The 15,521-nt window shown below is 53.0% G+C and carries 9 protein-coding genes; 1 reads left to right on the forward strand and 8 read right to left on the reverse strand.

Annotated elements, in window-relative coordinates; translation table 11 throughout:
- Positions 1 to 182: 182 nt before the first annotated feature.
- The 3 genes from nadB to J8E65_RS06370 all read right to left on the reverse strand — a co-directional run bounded on the left by nadB (position 183) and on the right by J8E65_RS06370 (position 4,170).
- Positions 183 to 1,775 (reverse strand): L-aspartate oxidase, encoded by a 1,593-nt coding sequence (nadB, locus tag J8E65_RS06360; RefSeq protein ID WP_210374801.1) that lies wholly within the window; start codon positions 1,773 to 1,775, stop codon positions 183 to 185.
- Between the two features lie 3 nt (positions 1,776 to 1,778).
- A protein-coding gene (prfB, locus tag J8E65_RS06365; protein ID WP_237181709.1) for a peptide chain release factor 2 occupies positions 1,779 to 2,895 on the reverse strand; the annotation gives its coding sequence in 2 pieces (ribosomal slippage) (positions 1,779 to 2,837 and positions 2,839 to 2,895; 1,116 coding nt in all).
- 51 nt (positions 2,896 to 2,946) lie between these two features.
- Positions 2,947 to 4,170 carry an aminotransferase class I/II-fold pyridoxal phosphate-dependent enzyme gene (locus J8E65_RS06370; protein ID WP_210374802.1) on the reverse strand — a complete coding sequence of 408 codons (1,224 nt, stop codon included), beginning with the start codon at positions 4,168 to 4,170 and terminating at the stop codon, positions 2,947 to 2,949.
- Positions 4,171 to 4,322: 152 nt separating this feature from the next.
- Here J8E65_RS06370 and J8E65_RS06375 point away from each other — a divergent pair, with 152 nt between their 5' ends.
- A complete protein-coding gene (locus tag J8E65_RS06375; protein ID WP_210374803.1) occupies positions 4,323 to 5,813 on the forward strand; it encodes an aldehyde dehydrogenase family protein in 1,491 nt (496 codons plus the stop codon).
- Positions 5,814 to 5,895: 82 nt separating this feature from the next.
- Here J8E65_RS06375 and J8E65_RS06380 read toward each other — a convergent pair whose 3' ends face one another.
- The 5 genes from J8E65_RS06380 to J8E65_RS06400 all read right to left on the reverse strand — a co-directional run bounded on the left by J8E65_RS06380 (position 5,896) and on the right by J8E65_RS06400 (position 15,463).
- Positions 5,896 to 6,615 (reverse strand): rhomboid family intramembrane serine protease, encoded by a 720-nt coding sequence (locus J8E65_RS06380; protein WP_210374804.1) that lies wholly within the window; start codon positions 6,613 to 6,615, stop codon positions 5,896 to 5,898.
- Positions 6,612 to 7,448, reverse strand: coding sequence for an SDH family Clp fold serine proteinase (locus tag J8E65_RS06385; protein WP_210374805.1), 837 nt, complete (start codon positions 7,446 to 7,448; stop codon positions 6,612 to 6,614). The genes J8E65_RS06380 and J8E65_RS06385 overlap by 4 nt, the downstream gene beginning before the upstream one ends.
- A 304-nt stretch (positions 7,449 to 7,752) precedes the next feature.
- Positions 7,753 to 11,265, reverse strand: coding sequence for a T9SS type A sorting domain-containing protein (locus J8E65_RS06390; protein WP_210374806.1), 3,513 nt, complete (start codon positions 11,263 to 11,265; stop codon positions 7,753 to 7,755).
- 1,884 nt (positions 11,266 to 13,149) lie between these two features.
- A complete protein-coding gene (locus tag J8E65_RS06395; RefSeq protein ID WP_210374807.1) occupies positions 13,150 to 14,520 on the reverse strand; it encodes a TrpB-like pyridoxal phosphate-dependent enzyme in 1,371 nt (456 codons plus the stop codon).
- A gap of 73 nt (positions 14,521 to 14,593) precedes the next feature.
- The gene (locus tag J8E65_RS06400) at positions 14,594 to 15,463 is read right to left on the reverse strand and encodes a phosphohydrolase (protein WP_237181710.1); all 870 of its coding nucleotides are present in this window, start codon (positions 15,461 to 15,463) and stop codon (positions 14,594 to 14,596) included.
- Between the last annotated feature and the right edge of the window lie 58 nt (positions 15,464 to 15,521).

The following is a 15,521-nucleotide window of genomic DNA, read 5'->3' on the forward strand; positions in this document are numbered from 1 at the left end:
TATTTGTAAAAAACGCCCGTACCACGGACGGCCGGGCGCATTTTCCCCAACGGGTGGGAACGAAAAAAGGGCGGCTTTGGCCCCCCTTTTCCTCTACCGACTCCGTACCGTGGAGGCAACACAACCCACCCGCTCGTCACCTGCAGCGGTATAACGATGGCTTTTTAGGTCGGTTCCGGTCTTTAGACCAGCGTTGGGCGACGTTCGCTTTCAACAGGCTCCGGGTAGTCAAGCATGTAATGCAGGCCGCGACTTTCCCGACGCATCTGTGCACTACGAATAATGAGATAGGCCACCATGATCATGTTACGCAGTTCACACAACCCAGGTGACAATCGCGCCCGACGGTAGAAGTCTTCGGTTTCTTCATAGAGCAGCCGCGTGCGGCGAAAGGCCCGCTCTAGGCGGAGCTGCGAACGCACAATGCCTACGTAATCCCACATGACGCGCTGGAGCTCTTCGCGGTTGTGCGAAACCAGCACCCACTCTTGGGGGCGCTCCGTGCCCCGGTCGTCCCAGTCGGGCACTTCAACGCGCCAACGTTGCGTCTGAACGTAAGCCATGGCATCTTCAGCGGCCCGTCGCGCAAAGACCAACGCCTCCAGCAGCGAGTTACTGGCCAAGCGATTCGCTCCATGCAGTCCAGTACAGGCCACTTCGCCGGCAGCATAAAGCCCCTGGATGGTGGTGCGGCCGTGCAAGTCGGTCAGCACCCCTCCACACTGGTAATGCGCTGCAGGGACGACAGGAATAGGCTGCTGCGTCATGTCGATCCCGTAGCCCAGCAGCGTCTGATAGATGTTAGGGAAACGCTGCTTAACCTGTTCAGCTGGTAAGTGAGAAATGTCCAGCCATACGTAGGGTTCACCTCGACGCTTGAGCTGATCGTCAATAGCCCGCGCTACAATGTCGCGCGGTGCAAGCTCAGCGCGAGGGTCATACTGGGGCATAAAGCGCTCACCCGCTAGATTGTACAGCCGAGCTCCTTCACCCCGCACCGCCTCGCTAATTAAAAACGAACGCCCTTCTGGATGAAAAAGCGTTGTCGGGTGAAACTGAATGAACTCCATATTCGCAATGCGTGCCTTGGCCCGATAGGCCATAGCTACACCATCACCCGTAGCAATTGGCGGATTGGTGGTGTGCAAGTAAACCTGCCCAGAGCCACCGGTAGCTAGGAGCGTAGCTTTTGCTAGAAAGGTATGGACCACGCCCGCCTGTTCGTCGAGCACGTAAGCCCCAAAACAGTGGATATCGGGCCGGAGGCGCGATACATACTGCCCCAGGTGATGCTCGGTAATTAGATCAACAGCATAGTGGTATTCGAAGATATGAATGTTCGGATGGGCCCGAACGCGTGCCAGGAGCGCCCGTTCAATCTCGCGACCCGTAGCATCCGCTGCATGCACAATGCGGTTGCGTGAATGTCCTCCTTCACGACCAAGATGTAGCCTACCATTTTCTTGGGTGAACTGGACACCTAATGCCATTAGCTCCCGCACCCGATCCGGCCCCTCCCGCACCACCACTTCGACGACCTCCCGGTCGCACAAGCCAGCACCTGCCTCGAGCGTATCCTGCACATGCTGCGCAAACGAATCCGTCTCATCAATTACAGCGGCAATACCGCCCTGCGCATAGTTTGTGTTTGACTCCACACTGGCCTTTTTGGTCACAATCGCTACAGTACCATGATCGGCCACGTGCAGCGCAAACGTTAACCCCGCAATGCCGCTTCCCAGAACCAGAAAATCAAACTGATAACGCTCGGGCATGGCTTACGCAGTGGTTTTTGCCTGAGATAGCAGATAAGCCCGAATAAAGGGTTCCAAATAACCATCCATTACTGCCTGCACATCCGTAAGCTTAGTTTCTGTGCGATGGTCGTTAACCATGGTATAGGGCTGAAAAACGTAGGATCGGATCTGGCTACCCCACTCGATTTTTTTCTTTTGGGCCTCCAGCTTGTTTTTTTCTGCCTCTTGGATTTCCCGTTCCAACTGGTAGATTCGGCTTTTGAGCAAGGTAAGGGCCCGTTGCCGGTTTTGCAGCTGGCTGCGCTCCTCGGTGCATTCAGCAACCACTTTGACTTCTTCCCCATTAGAAAGCTTACCCTGCCAAATAAGCCGCACACCGGTTTCTACCTTGTTGACATTTTGCCCACCTTTTCCCCCGCTACGAAACGTCTGGATCTCGAGCTGCTCTGGACGAATGTCGATCTCGATTGTGTCGTCAACCTCAGGATAAACAAACACACTGGCAAACGAAGTATGCCGGCGACCACTGGCATCAAAAGGCGAAATACGCACTAAGCGATGCACTCCTGATTCGCCTTTCAGATAGCCATAAGCGTAAGGCCCCGCAATGCGGAGCGAGGCGCTCTTAATACCAGCGACCTCTCCTGCCTGATATTCTAAGAGTTCTACTTCATAGCCCTGCTGCTCACCCCAACGCGTGTACATGCGCAGCAACATCTCAGCCCAGTCCTGACTCTCAGTACCACCAGCCCCTGGATGAATCGTTAAAATGGCATTGCGGTGATCATCAGGACCGGTAAGCAAGCTGCGTAATTCAAGTTCTTCAAGCTGCTTTTCGAGGCGCTCTGTTTCTGCTTGCAGCTCCGCTTGCAGGTCCTCTTCGCCAGTTTCTGTGATCAACTCCCAGAGGGCTTTTAAGTCCTCAAGCTGGCGATACAACCGTTCCCAGGCCGAAACCCAGGTCTCCTCGGCAACCAGTTGCTTTTCGACGGCTTTGGCACGCTCGGGATTTTCCCAAAACGTAGGTGCCAAACGCTCGGCGTTTAATGCTTCAATACGCTGCTTACGCCCAGCGATGTCAAAGAAACCTCCCGAGCGCTGCTATGCGCTCTGCGAGATTTTGCAATCGTTCTTGCATTGCAATAACGGTTTTACTCCTTAGCGGATGCTGGCAACGAACATACCGACTTTAGGTTTCCACGCCACGCGCTGCCCGAACCCGCTCCACAAACCGCCCAATCCGTCGTACCGCCTCCTGTAGCTTCTCCATTGAAGTCGCATACGAACAACGCACGTACCCTGCCCCACTCGGTCCAAACGCATCCCCCGGCACCACCGCCACATGCTCCTCCCGAAGCAACCGCTGGGCAAACTCTTCTGAAGTTAATCCGGTCGACCGCACGTCAGGAAAACAATAAAAAGCCCCTTCTGGCTCAAACGTTGGCAACCCCACGGCCCGCAAACCGTCTACAATCACCCGTCGCCGCGCATCATAAGCCTGGCGCATACGCTCTACATCGTCCTGCGCCTGACGAAGGGCTGCCAACGCCGCTACCTGCCCCATCGTTGGGGCACTCATCACAATGTACTGGTGCAGCTTATAGAGGGCCTTCAAGATAGGCTCCGGCGCACAAGCATAGCCAATACGCCAGCCTGTCATGGCATAATCCTTGGAAAACCCCCCCAGCAACACTGTCCGCTCCCAAAGCCCTGGAATTGAAGGCACACACACATGTCCCTCTTCATAAGCCCGACCGTAAATGAGCCGATCATAGATCTCATCAGAAATCACCAGCAGATCATGCTTGATCACCAGCTCTCCAATTTCCTCCAAGGTATGCCGCCGCAAAACTGCACCCGTGGGGTTGTTTGGATACCCAATCATCAACACCTTCGTGCGTGAGGTAAGGTAAGGCTCCAGATCTGCTGCCGTCACCTGAAAGTCGTTTTCAACCGAAGTGGGCACATACACCACGCGCCCCCCAGCAAACGTGGCCGCTGGAGCATAGGATACAAAGCATGGCTCCGGGATCAACACCTCATCGCCGGGATCCACAAGCGCCAGCATGGCCAGTTGCAACGCCTCGCTTACACCAACAGTAATGAGCACCTCTCGCGCCGGATCATAGTGCACGCCATAGCGCCGAGCCAGCTCTTCCGCCACCGCCTCACGGAGCTCGATAAGCCCAGCATTGGCCGTGTATCCCGTCTTTCCCGCCCTAAGCGAGGCTATAGCCGCTTCAATCGCTACCGGCGGCGACACAAAATCGGGCTCACCAATCCCTAAGGAAATCACATCATCCATCGTGGCGGCAATCTCAAAAAAGCGCCGAATTCCACTAGGCGCCACCTGGCGCACCCGCGCTGCAAGCCGCGCTTCCAACCCAGACAGTGTTGCCAAACGTTCTTGCATGGTTACATCGTCTTTCCGTAGGATAAGCTTCAAATATACGGTCTTTTAAGCAGACTACCGCCAACCTTGAACGGTTGGCAAGCAAGTGCACTTTGCGCTATTTTACGCATAGACAATCTGGAAACGCTTCCAAACAAACTGTAGGTTTCCTCATGGCAACAATTTTTCACAACTACATCGGCGGGACATGGCTTCCCTCAAGCTCCGGACGCACCTTCGAGGACCGAAATCCGGCACGCTGGTCGGAGCTAATCGGGCACTTTCCGCAGTCTTCAGCCGAAGATATTAACCAAGCCGTTGAAGCTGCCCAAAAGGCACTGCCCGCCTGGCGCCGCCTACCCGCACCCCAACGCGGCGAAATTCTGCGCCGCGCCGGCGACCTATTGCGCGCCCGCAAAAATGAAATTGCCCGCGCTATGACCCGCGAAATGGGCAAACCCTTCTTCGAAACGCGCGGCGATGTGCAAGAAGCCATCGATACGGCCTATTACGCTGCCAGCGAAACGCGCCGCCTGTTTGGCTATACCGTCCCTAGTGAGCTGCCCAATAAGTTCAATATGACCATCCGGCAGCCCGTTGGGGTGGTAGGCGTCATCACCGCTTGGAACTTTCCAGTGGCCGTGCCTAGCTGGAAAATCTTCCCTGCCCTAGCCTGTGGCAACACAGTGGTCTTCAAGCCCAGCGAAGATGCACCACACAGCGGAATGCTTTTGGTACAGGCCCTGCTCGATGCAGGCCTACCCCCAGGGGTCCTCAACCTGGTGCACGGCAATGCTGAAGCCGGTGCCGCGCTCGTAGAACATCCCGGCGTCAATGCCATTTCGTTTACCGGCTCAAGCGAGGTCGGTGCACGCATCGGCGGCATCTGCGGCCGACTCCACAAGCGCTGCTCCCTAGAAATGGGGGGCAAAAATCCCCTCATCGTACTCGAAGATGCCGATCTGGATCTGGTCCTTGAAGGCGTACTCTGGGGCGCTTTTGGCACAACTGGCCAGCGCTGCACCGCTACCAGCCGCCTCATTTTGCACCAAGCCGTACACGACGAAGTTGTCGAACGCCTCTGCGCAGCAGCCCGCCAGCTACGCCTAGGCGACGGAAACCAGGAAGACACCAACATCGGACCATTAATTAATCCAGCTGCCCTAGAAAAAGTGCAGCGCTACGTCGAACTCGGCCTCAAAGAAGGCGCACGCCTTGTGCTGGGCGGCCAGCGGGCAACAGATCCAGGTCTAGAAGACGGCTTTTTCTTTAAGCCTACGATTTTTGTCGACGTCACGCCCGAAATGCGTATCGCACAGGAAGAAATCTTTGGTCCTGTGCTTTCAGTCCTAAAGGTTAGCTCCCTCGAAGAAGCCATCAAAGTGGCCAACAGCGTACGCTATGGCCTTTCTGCATCGATTTACACCCGTGACCTCACCAAAGCCTTCCAGGCTATCCAGGAGTTGGAATCTGGAATCGTATACGTCAACGCCCCTACCATTGGGGCTGAAGCCCATCTGCCGTTCGGGGGCGTCAAACAAACCGGAAATGGCCACCGCGAAGGCGGCTGGGAAGTGTTTGATTTCTATACCGAAACCAAAACCGTCTACATCGACTATAGTGGCCGCCTGCAACGCGCGCAAATCGACACCGCCCAAGACTAACCCACACGCCCGGATTTGAAGCCACGGGGGATTAAACTAAGCGGGGTTAACAACATACTGCTCGGCACCAGCCCCCAAACCCCTAACCGTTCCAATATTCCCAATAGCGCCGGTCAGGAACGCCATAGTAGCGGAAAGGTACCCGCCGGCGCCGCGGGCGGAATAACCCTATCAAAAATAGTCCGGCCACAAACCCACCAATATGCGCCCAGTAAGCAACCCCACCCCCTACCTGGGTAAAGGCTGCCGAGGTCAACCCTCCAACAAGCTGCAACGCAAACCACCAGGTGAGCACAAAAGCTGCGGGCAAAGCCACAATGGGGAAAAAAAGCAGCAACGGGACAACCAGAAAGACCGTGGCTCGGGGAAACATCACGAGATAGGCCCCTAGCACACCTGAAATTGCACCACTGGCACCAATAGCCGGAACCGTGCTCTCCGGATTCATCAGCACGTGCGCCACACCCCCTGCTAAACCACTAAGCATATAAAACAGCAAGAAGCGTCCCGAACCTATCGTCCCTTCGAGTGACTTGCCGTAGACGTTCAAGTACAGCATATTGCCAATTAAATGCGCAAAGCCGCCGTGCAGAAACATAGACGTAAAGAGCGTCAAAAGCACCTCGGGTTGCGCGCGCCAGTTAAGCACCCAAGCCGGCACCGTCCCCCATCGGTAAAGAAAGGCCTCCAAGCGCGGCCCTTGAAGAAGCTCTACAAAGAAAAAAAAGACATTAAATCCAATGAGCGCATAGGTCACAAACGGATAGTGCCGCTCTGGAATGTTGTCGCCTATGGGAATCATGCTTGTCGTACTTGGCCAGCGGGACTATCGGAACGATACGGTAGGGGAACATATTCAACAGAAGGCCGCAGCCGCGTCGGTTGCGGATAGAGCGCCATGAGCGCGTAGATTTCAGGAGGCATATGGGTTGAAACGGGCAATCCAAGAGCACGAACATCCTCCACCCGCAGCGGATGATCGTGCGTCCACACGCCACGCGTCAGTAAGTGCGCCACTCGGGCAGCCTCTGCAGCCGACATTTTTCGCTCAAGCAACCGCTGCACACTGTGGGTAACCTGCGCCAAGGCCTTCTCGGCAACGTCAGCCAACATCAACGTCTCATCGCTTACATTTCCAACCCCTTTGCGGCGTACAGCAGCCACAATTGAAGCCGCGGCATACTGACCAATCTGCGGATCAACCGGCCCCAGCACAGCAAACGGATCCATCACAATTTCATCGGCAGCTAAGGCCAACAACGTCCCCCCACTCATGGCATAATGGGGCACAAAAACGGTTACTTTGGCCGGATGTTGGGCCAATGCCCAAGCAATCTGCTCCGCTGCCAGCACTAGCCCACCCGGAGTATGGACAATCAAGTCAATAGGACGATCAGGAGCCGTAAGGCGAATCGCACGAAGCACTTCCTCAGCATCCTCAATCGAAATAAAGCGATGAATTCCCACACCTAAAAACGATACCGTCTCCTGCCGATGGATTAGCGTAATGACCCGCGAGCCCCGCTTTTGCTCCAAACGACGCATCACCTGCGCACGCCTTGCCTCTAGGATTTGCTGGCGCAAAGCAGGTGTTAGGCTTGCCAGAATAAGAAACAGGAAAAAAAGATCATTCATAAGTTTAGCTACAACAAAAGGTTTTAAATGCCTGTTTCCCGCGTAAAGAAAACCGTACAGCAGCGCTTTCGACGCACTAGCCACACCAGCTGAGCAATGGGGCTATATTAAACGAGCTTCATAAGCTTTGCAAGCCATAGACGCGCGCGTGATCCTACAAGCGCTGGTGGTGTGCGCCACCTTGCCTTGCGATGCGAAATAAACCGGCAAAGGATGCTTTCTGCTTCGGGGAGCACATTGTCGAGGGCGGAAACAACCCTGCACAATGCTCCGGAGCTTTATAAAGCAGACAGGGCTTGTTTGCTTAACGCACTTTCACCATGGTCTTGGTGGTGCGAAAGCCTTCACCCTCAAGCACGAGCAAATACAATCCACTGGCCAGTTGGGAAACATCCCAAGCTTGATTATGCCAGCCTGCCGCTTGCTCACCTTCGTAGAGACAAAGTACTTCACGCCCCAGCACGTCGTACAAGGTTAACCGCACAGGACCTGGCCGCGGAACACCCATGCGAATCTGCATCCTAGCACCAAAGGGATTCGGATAAGCCTCTAGCACCACCTGCTCAGGCAATTCAGTTTTTTCGACCGGCACAACCTGTTCCTGACGGGCTAGCAAAATCACGCCACCAGCACTTTCCAGCGTGGCTTCCCAAGATCCAGAGACGGGCTCGACTTCTAACACTTCCCAGCTGGGGCCATTCCAGTAAAAGGCTACCGGAGTGCCTTGATAGGCGCCGCTCCACAACTGCAAACGATAGGCAGCAGAAGGCGCCACGGCTGTACCCTGGGCCTGATCCCAGAAGCTCCAGCCAATCACGGGTCCAATAGCCACAAAACCTGGGGGTAGCGGTGCCGGCAGCGAATCTTCAACCGCAAGCAATATTTCAGGCTGCAGCGCTCCAGCTAGGAGCGTCCGTGCCACCCGAAGACGCGCCACCACAGCACCGTCTTGCACAGCTTCGGCTTCTAGCACTTCAGGTACCTCGGTAGCTGTTGCCAGCACAAACGTTGCCCATGCAAGGCTGACCGTATCGCTCGCAGTTACTCCAATAAGCTCCATCAACCCAGGACCGCTCCGACCGGCCAAGCTGTCGGGCACGTGCCAACGCACCGTGGCCCGACCTAAGTCGTCTAGCAATACGGGCATTTGGTAGCGTCCCGCAGGGGTAAATACCCTCAAAGCCAATTGTTCGGGCAGCGCAACCCCATGGGCATCTACCTGCACTTGAACCGACGCGGTATCTGGCGCTGAAAGTATCCTACGCCCAAGCGTAATTGCTGCCTTTAGTCCAATAACCTCTAATACGACTTGACGCGTGAGCGCGCCAGACTGTACGGTAAGCGTCGTGCTGCCTGGATATAGGCCGATGACCGACGCTTGAGAAGGCTGTGCTGTCGTTTCAATAGCGGCGAGCGTGTCACTTACCGCCCACTGAACAGCCGTAGCAGGTAACGTCAGCGTTGTATCGTACTGAAAAACGGCCTCTAGCGGTACACTGACCGTTAAAGGAACCAGAATCGTATCTCGAGACTGGCCATTCTGCTGGACAAACAGGGCTGTTGGCGCTGGTAGGCTTTGGAGCGTTCCGGTAGCAACAGCCTGCTCAGGGGTTGCTACAACCAGTTGCCAACGGTCCTGCGGTGTAGCTTGACCTTCCCAGCGACGAAGTAGCGTTTCGTTGCCCAGCGTGTCTAGCTGCACTAGGTCTAGTGCAAAGGCTCCACTCCCAGTGCCGTGCAGAATCGTTTGGAACGGACCAATATCGGCAGGCAGCACAACGGTTTCCTGAAGAGAATCACTGGCAGGCCAGTAGCCAGCACCAGGAATTTCATTATAGATTTGACCCGTTGCGTCAGCACCTACGCGACGACCTAAAGCATCTACCACCATAAGCCGCACTGGAGAGTGAACACGCATTGCGAGGACCGGCACTTTCAGTGAAAAGGCCTTCCGCATGGCCGCGATGCCTAAGCGTCCGTAGCTACCTTCTGGCTGAATAGCCGTCATGACCTCAATACCTGTGCGAACCATGGCGGCATTCAAAGCCAGCCCAACCACTTTCGAAACCGCATCTGTAGCCACAACCCAGGCGGCCAAGGCGCCCGAAGTGGCCACAGCCAGCCCAACCATAGCCACATTCAACGCTTCTAAAGCTGCATCGACCTGCTCCTTAAAGCCAAGCAGTCCTTCACAGAACCCCAAGCGGCGGCTACGCTCTTCTCGCATCAGCTTCAGCCAGCCATTACTAGCATGTCGCGCATGGTAGAAACTAAGGGGATAGGCGGGGAACTGCCGCTGCTGCGCTAGTCCAATCTCTTGATGAAGCGTTGTGGCTACCGTTGCCCGCAGATCATCTAATTGTCCTCTTTTAAGCAAATCTTTAATGGTGTCGTTCAGTGAAGCCAACAGACGGTTTATGCCGGTCTGCTCTAATGTTTGAGAAAAGGCAAGATCTTTGGTCAGATCATCTAGCTTTGTCTTCTCGGCTAGATTAGCCACATAACTGGTCAATTGACTAAGAGGATCAAAAGCTTTTTCTACCAAGAAATTCATAGTAAATAATGTCTTGATCTCTCCTTTCACTGCTGCGGTTTTCATCCCTTCTTTTAGGTCTAGAGACATTTTTTTAGACCAGCTTTCAATATTCTTTAGCAGATGGGCAAACTTTGTCTTGATGTCTTCAAGTGCTTCTAGCGTGCGTCCTAGTTGTCGGATTTTAGGATCTGGGGATTGCTTCCAATCGACAGGCAGTTTGCTTCGAATGTTGCGGCTAATGTTTTCGAGCAGCTTTGTTTTTTCTATTACGGTTTTAACGATTTCAAGGATAATCCCTAGGGAGCCATCCCAAATGGCTGTCGTGCCACAGGTAGCCAGGTCATGTGCGCCTTGAAATAGATCGTATGCAGCAAAAACAGCCTGTTGCAAGCGGCGCACGGCCTCCTCATCGAGTGCTCCGGTACTATCTTGCTCTGCAATCTGCCAAAGAAAAGCCTGAAGTTCAGGTATAATGCGCAGGTGCTGCAGCGTGTCCCGCACGGATTCCATGTCGAAAGCGATCGCTGGAATCCATCTTTGACGCATGGCGCCTACCGGCAGCTCGGCTAAGATAAGGCGAAGTGTATCGGGCACAGGCCCACTTTCAGTAATGCGAACGCGGCCCTGGGTGCGGCTCCACTTTGGAAAGTTGTCGGGCCATAATTCTTGGCGCCGAGCGTAGACCGTGTAGCTCCCTGGTTCCGATACCCCAAGCTCAAAGCGGCCATTGAGGTCTGTACGTACGCTACGTTCAGCCGGAAAGTCGGGCTCCAAACTAACCTCCACGTTGGCAACAGGAAGCAACCCGTCCCGGTCGGGATCCTGCTGCAGCTTGGCACCGGCATGGCGCTGCAAGACTTGGCCTTGAATGATGAGGTTAGAGACCTGCACCGTTACGTCTTCCCACCTATCCCCAACGTGCACGCGGAATCGGAAACGATAGGGCAGCGACTTGCCTTCAAACCAAGCCCTGGAGGGGGGAATCCAATAAAAACTGTAGAAGCCTAAAGCATCTGTCTGCTGCGGATTATTTAGGAAAAGCAGGGCTTCACTGGAAGGGATCTCATCAGCAGCAAACGGTCCCTCAACACTTACCGGTGCACCGGCCAGTGGCTGACCCTCTTGCTCCGCTTGTACAAGAAACTCAAAAGGCCGCCGCTGAGCCATAGGCACCTCTAAGTCCTGAAGCCGCTGTGCTGAAGGATTGGCTAACAAGCGAATCGTAATAACAGGCTCCGACAGCGTGTCTTCAGGGGGCGGATTGTTCAGATCAGGAGGCAAATTAAAAATTTCTCTAGAATAAAAAATATCGTAGAAATAGTCATCTACAAATATTAAATTTTTCTTTTGCTTATAAGAATACGCTATGTTAACAGGCTGAAGATCATAAGTCTTTACAAGATGACAACCAACTCCTGTAGAATCATGCACACAATTGATTTCGTATCCTGGACTTCCAGTAGGCAAAGAAGAATAATTTAATTGACCTAAAAAATCAGATTTTGATATATAAATAGCTCTCGGGTTATAAGGGTAAAACCCCAAGTCAAATATAATATCTGAATTTTGCCTAAAAACAGAATAAAAATGTTCTCTTTGCTCGTTTGAATTAATTAGTTCCGGAACATATATTGAGTAAAATACTTTATTAGCAATAGTATCTCGGTAAGAATAACAATAAGGAAAATAACACCTATACCAACCTTGTTCAATACTAGACTCAATAGATTCCTTTACTTCTTCGAAAGACCTTGAAGGATACCTATATTCATTTTTGACAAGAGAAAGAAATTTCCTATCATATGTAAAACTAGAAAAAATTTTTGCATCTATAAATCCGTATGAATTGTATTCGTAATTTATAGATAAATATCCACTATTTAAATATGAATAATAATAGTCTATAATAGGATCAGGAGATAAACCCAACCTACAAATTTCGCTTATTCTACTATATCCATAACACCAGTTGAGAGGATCAAAATTTGAAATATCAAAAGAAGTTGAAATGTTATTAAAAATGGGTGTCAAATTAATATTATTTTTAAGTAAGTCTCCATATACATAAAAATAGAGCTCTCTTCTAAAAAGCTCAACGCCTTCTTGATAAAAAGCAGCAACAACCTTTCCACGACTTCCGTTTTGAGCTTCAGGTTTAGGAATAACAAACAAACGCCATGTATTCTCAATAAAGTTGGGATTATCTGAAGGCCAGTAATAAGGTATAATATCAGTTTTAAAAGTGTCTGATATAGATGTAAATTTGAGATATTCTTTTTCATAAAAAAATGAAAAGTTTGGTCCTGCATAAAAATCTGTTGAATCCGAAGAGGGATTAATACGATATAGAAAGAAAGGACCTTCAATCCAAACTTTAAAAATCCCATTCCTCCAATACAACAAAGCCATATTTACAAGATCCGTTGATAACCCGACAATGATATATCCCGACCCTCGCGCAATAGGCAATGTCGTATTATCTCTTATACTTCCATGAACATTCGCTAAATACCAAGATCCAACAGGACGATCATCGTATACGAAGCCTGACCCATCGGGAGAGGTAAAGTGAATATGTCTTGTTCGCACAACTACGGAAAATAACCAATCTATCTCCTCTCTTTCCTCACCATTACGCAAGCGCCACCGAAGTGGCGGCTGCTTACGGATACTCGTGCTCCAGTCATTAGGCGTGGTGGTATATCCCTCAGGTACCCGCAAGATAACCTGAAGGGATCGGCTACCGTCTTCTACCGCACGTATGTACCGGTAGCCAACGAGCTCAAACGGTGACCAATCAAAGTCTGCGGGAATGTAGACTGTGTCTACAGCAGAACCCGCATGGTAGTCGACGCGAAAGGCAAAAGTCTCTCCAGGAAGGACAACTGTGGGGAAAAACCCTATACGCACGGGGCGAACCGCAGTTGTCGTGTCGTATTCTTGTGCCCAAAGGGATTGGCTGCTTACAGTCCAAAGAAGCAGCGCAGCGAGCAAGCCACGTATCATTACCCCAAAAGGAGACTACTTTAGGTATCCACTTTGGGTGACAAGGAATAAGATCTTCTGAAAGGTCTGTCAATCACCCAAACGGGTGATTTTTAGTGCCCCTAGAAAAAAGTTGGGGCTTTCGCCTAGGCGAAAGCCCCAAGGTGATTTATGGAGGAACTATATCTGAGGGAGGGCTTCGAGGCTTTTGCGTACAGCTTCTTCGGGATACTCGAAGTCTTCCAGCTTACCAGACAAGAAAGCCTCGTAGGCGCTTAGGTCAAAGTGTCCATGACCACAGAGATTGAACACAATTGTACGTGCCTCTCCTGCCTCCCGAGCAGCTAAGGCTTCTTGCATAGCGCCCCAGACGGCGTGACCGGCTTCTGGTGCGGGCACGATTCCTTCACTGCGCGCAAAGCTTAGTGCTGCGGCAAATACAGGATTCTGCGGCACGCTACGGGCTTCGATGAGTCCAGCCGCATACAATGCGCTCACTTGTGGGCTCATGCCGTGGTAGCGCAGTCCGCCTGCATGAATGGGCGCTGGGATAAAGTCGTGGCCAAGCGTGTACATCTTCACTAGGGGCGTCAACCGGGCTGTGTCGCCAAAGTCATAGGTATAGACACCTTTGGTGAGAGAAGGGGCGGCCGCTGGCTCGATAGCCACAATACGGGTTTTTCGTCCAGTACGCACGCGCTCGGCCAAAAACGGAAAGGCAAATCCGGCAAAGTTGCTTCCCCCTCCTACACAACCGACAATAACGTCGGGCCAGTCAGCCCCTGCCCGTTCTAGCTGGCGAATGACTTCCTGACCGATAACGGTCTGGTGCAAGAGCACATGGTTTAACACGCTTCCTAAGGCATACTTCGTATCGCTTCGTGACGCAGCTTCTTCGACAGCTTCGCTAATTGCAATGCCCAGGCTACCAGTGCTGTTCGGATGTTCAGCCAGCACGCGGCGTCCAGCTTCGGTTTCGTTGCTGGGACTGGGCACCACCACAGCACCCCAGGCCTGCATAAGCACACGACGATAGGGCTTCTGCTCGTAACTCACCCGCACCATGTATACTTTGCACTCCAGTCCAAAGGCCTGGCAGGCAAAACTGAGCGCACTACCCCACTGGCCGGCGCCCGTTTCCGTTGTAAGCCGTCGCACCCCCTCCTGAGCGTTGTAGTACGCTTGCGCAACGGCCGTATTAGGCTTGTGGCTACCTGTAGGACTGACCCCTTCGTACTTGTAGTAAATCCGCGCAGGCGTATCCAGCGCTTTTTCCCAACGGCGCGCACGAAACAGAGGCGTTGGGCGCCACAAACGATAAATAGCTTGCACCGGCTCAGGGATTTCGATATAGCGTTCGGTACTGACTTCTTGTGCGATAAGTGCTTCTGGGAAAAGCGGTGCCAGATCAGCAGGCCCAACAGGTTGTTTCGTTCCTGGGTGCAGTACAGGCGGCAACTCTACGCCCAGCAGCGGCAAATCAGCATTGAGGTTATACCAGTGCGTAGGTGCTTCTGTCTCGGGAAGCAACACTTTGATGGTGTCGGCCATAGAGCATGGGGGTTAGACTACCAAAAACGGCAAGAAGATAGCGGAACGGCACGTCTTGCACAAGCCTGCGTTTTTAGCGCAGATAAAAACGGGGCGGGTCGCTGCCTACGTAAGCGCAAATTTCCAAGTGTTGCATGATAGGTGAGGCTTTAACCTTATGCATGAGCACCTCCTCGACCTGGAACAGTCCCGTCACATGTTCCATGTAGGCAGCGATACGCACCGGCTTGCGCTCACCTGGGCCGATGTGCACGCGCGTGATGGCACTCGCCGAGTAGCGGTGAATGTCGCCGATCATGGGGTCGCGGTTGATCATCTGTGGGATTCGCGAGCGGCCGTGGCTCATATCCGTGCCATCGGCCACCAGCACAACGCCCGCTTCTACTGAGTGGATGCGAACATTGCCCATATGACCTACGATGCATTCGTGCACCAGCGCCCGCAAAACAGCCCGCATTGGATCGCCATCGGCATATACTTGAGCCAAGTAGTGCTGTACAAAGGGATCGATTAAGGCCAACCCCCACTGCTCATGGCCTTCGCGGGTAATGCCCATACCTGCGTCGTGCAGAAAAGCAGCCAAGGCCACGGCCACCTGGGCATCTTCAAATGTGCCAATCTCTTCGGCCTCAAGCGAGGTGAGAATGCCCCCTTCGTGCAACAAGCGCACAATCTTCAGGGCATTGTAGGTGACAATGCGGGCATGCACCGGGCCGTGATCGTTATAACCCAGCCGTCGCACTGAAACGGCGTTGGCATAGCTCAGGTAGTGGTGCAGCGTACGGTCGACCAAAAGCTGCGTCAGCAGGGCATGCACACGACCCTCACTGCGCTCTAGCAGTGCACGATCCAGCTCAATCTGTTTAGCACTCACGTTTTTCCAGTCCGGAAAGCGCGATGCCTGAGCAGCTTCGCTCTGAGTGGGTGCAGGAGAAGTTTCCATAGGTACGTTTTAGACAAACGGCCACAAAATAAAACAGGGCGGCCGCCGTTAGGTTGCC

This window comes from Rhodothermus bifroesti, assembly GCF_017908595.1.
In the GTDB taxonomy this organism is placed as follows: Bacteria; Bacteroidota; Rhodothermia; order Rhodothermales; family Rhodothermaceae; genus Rhodothermus; species Rhodothermus bifroesti.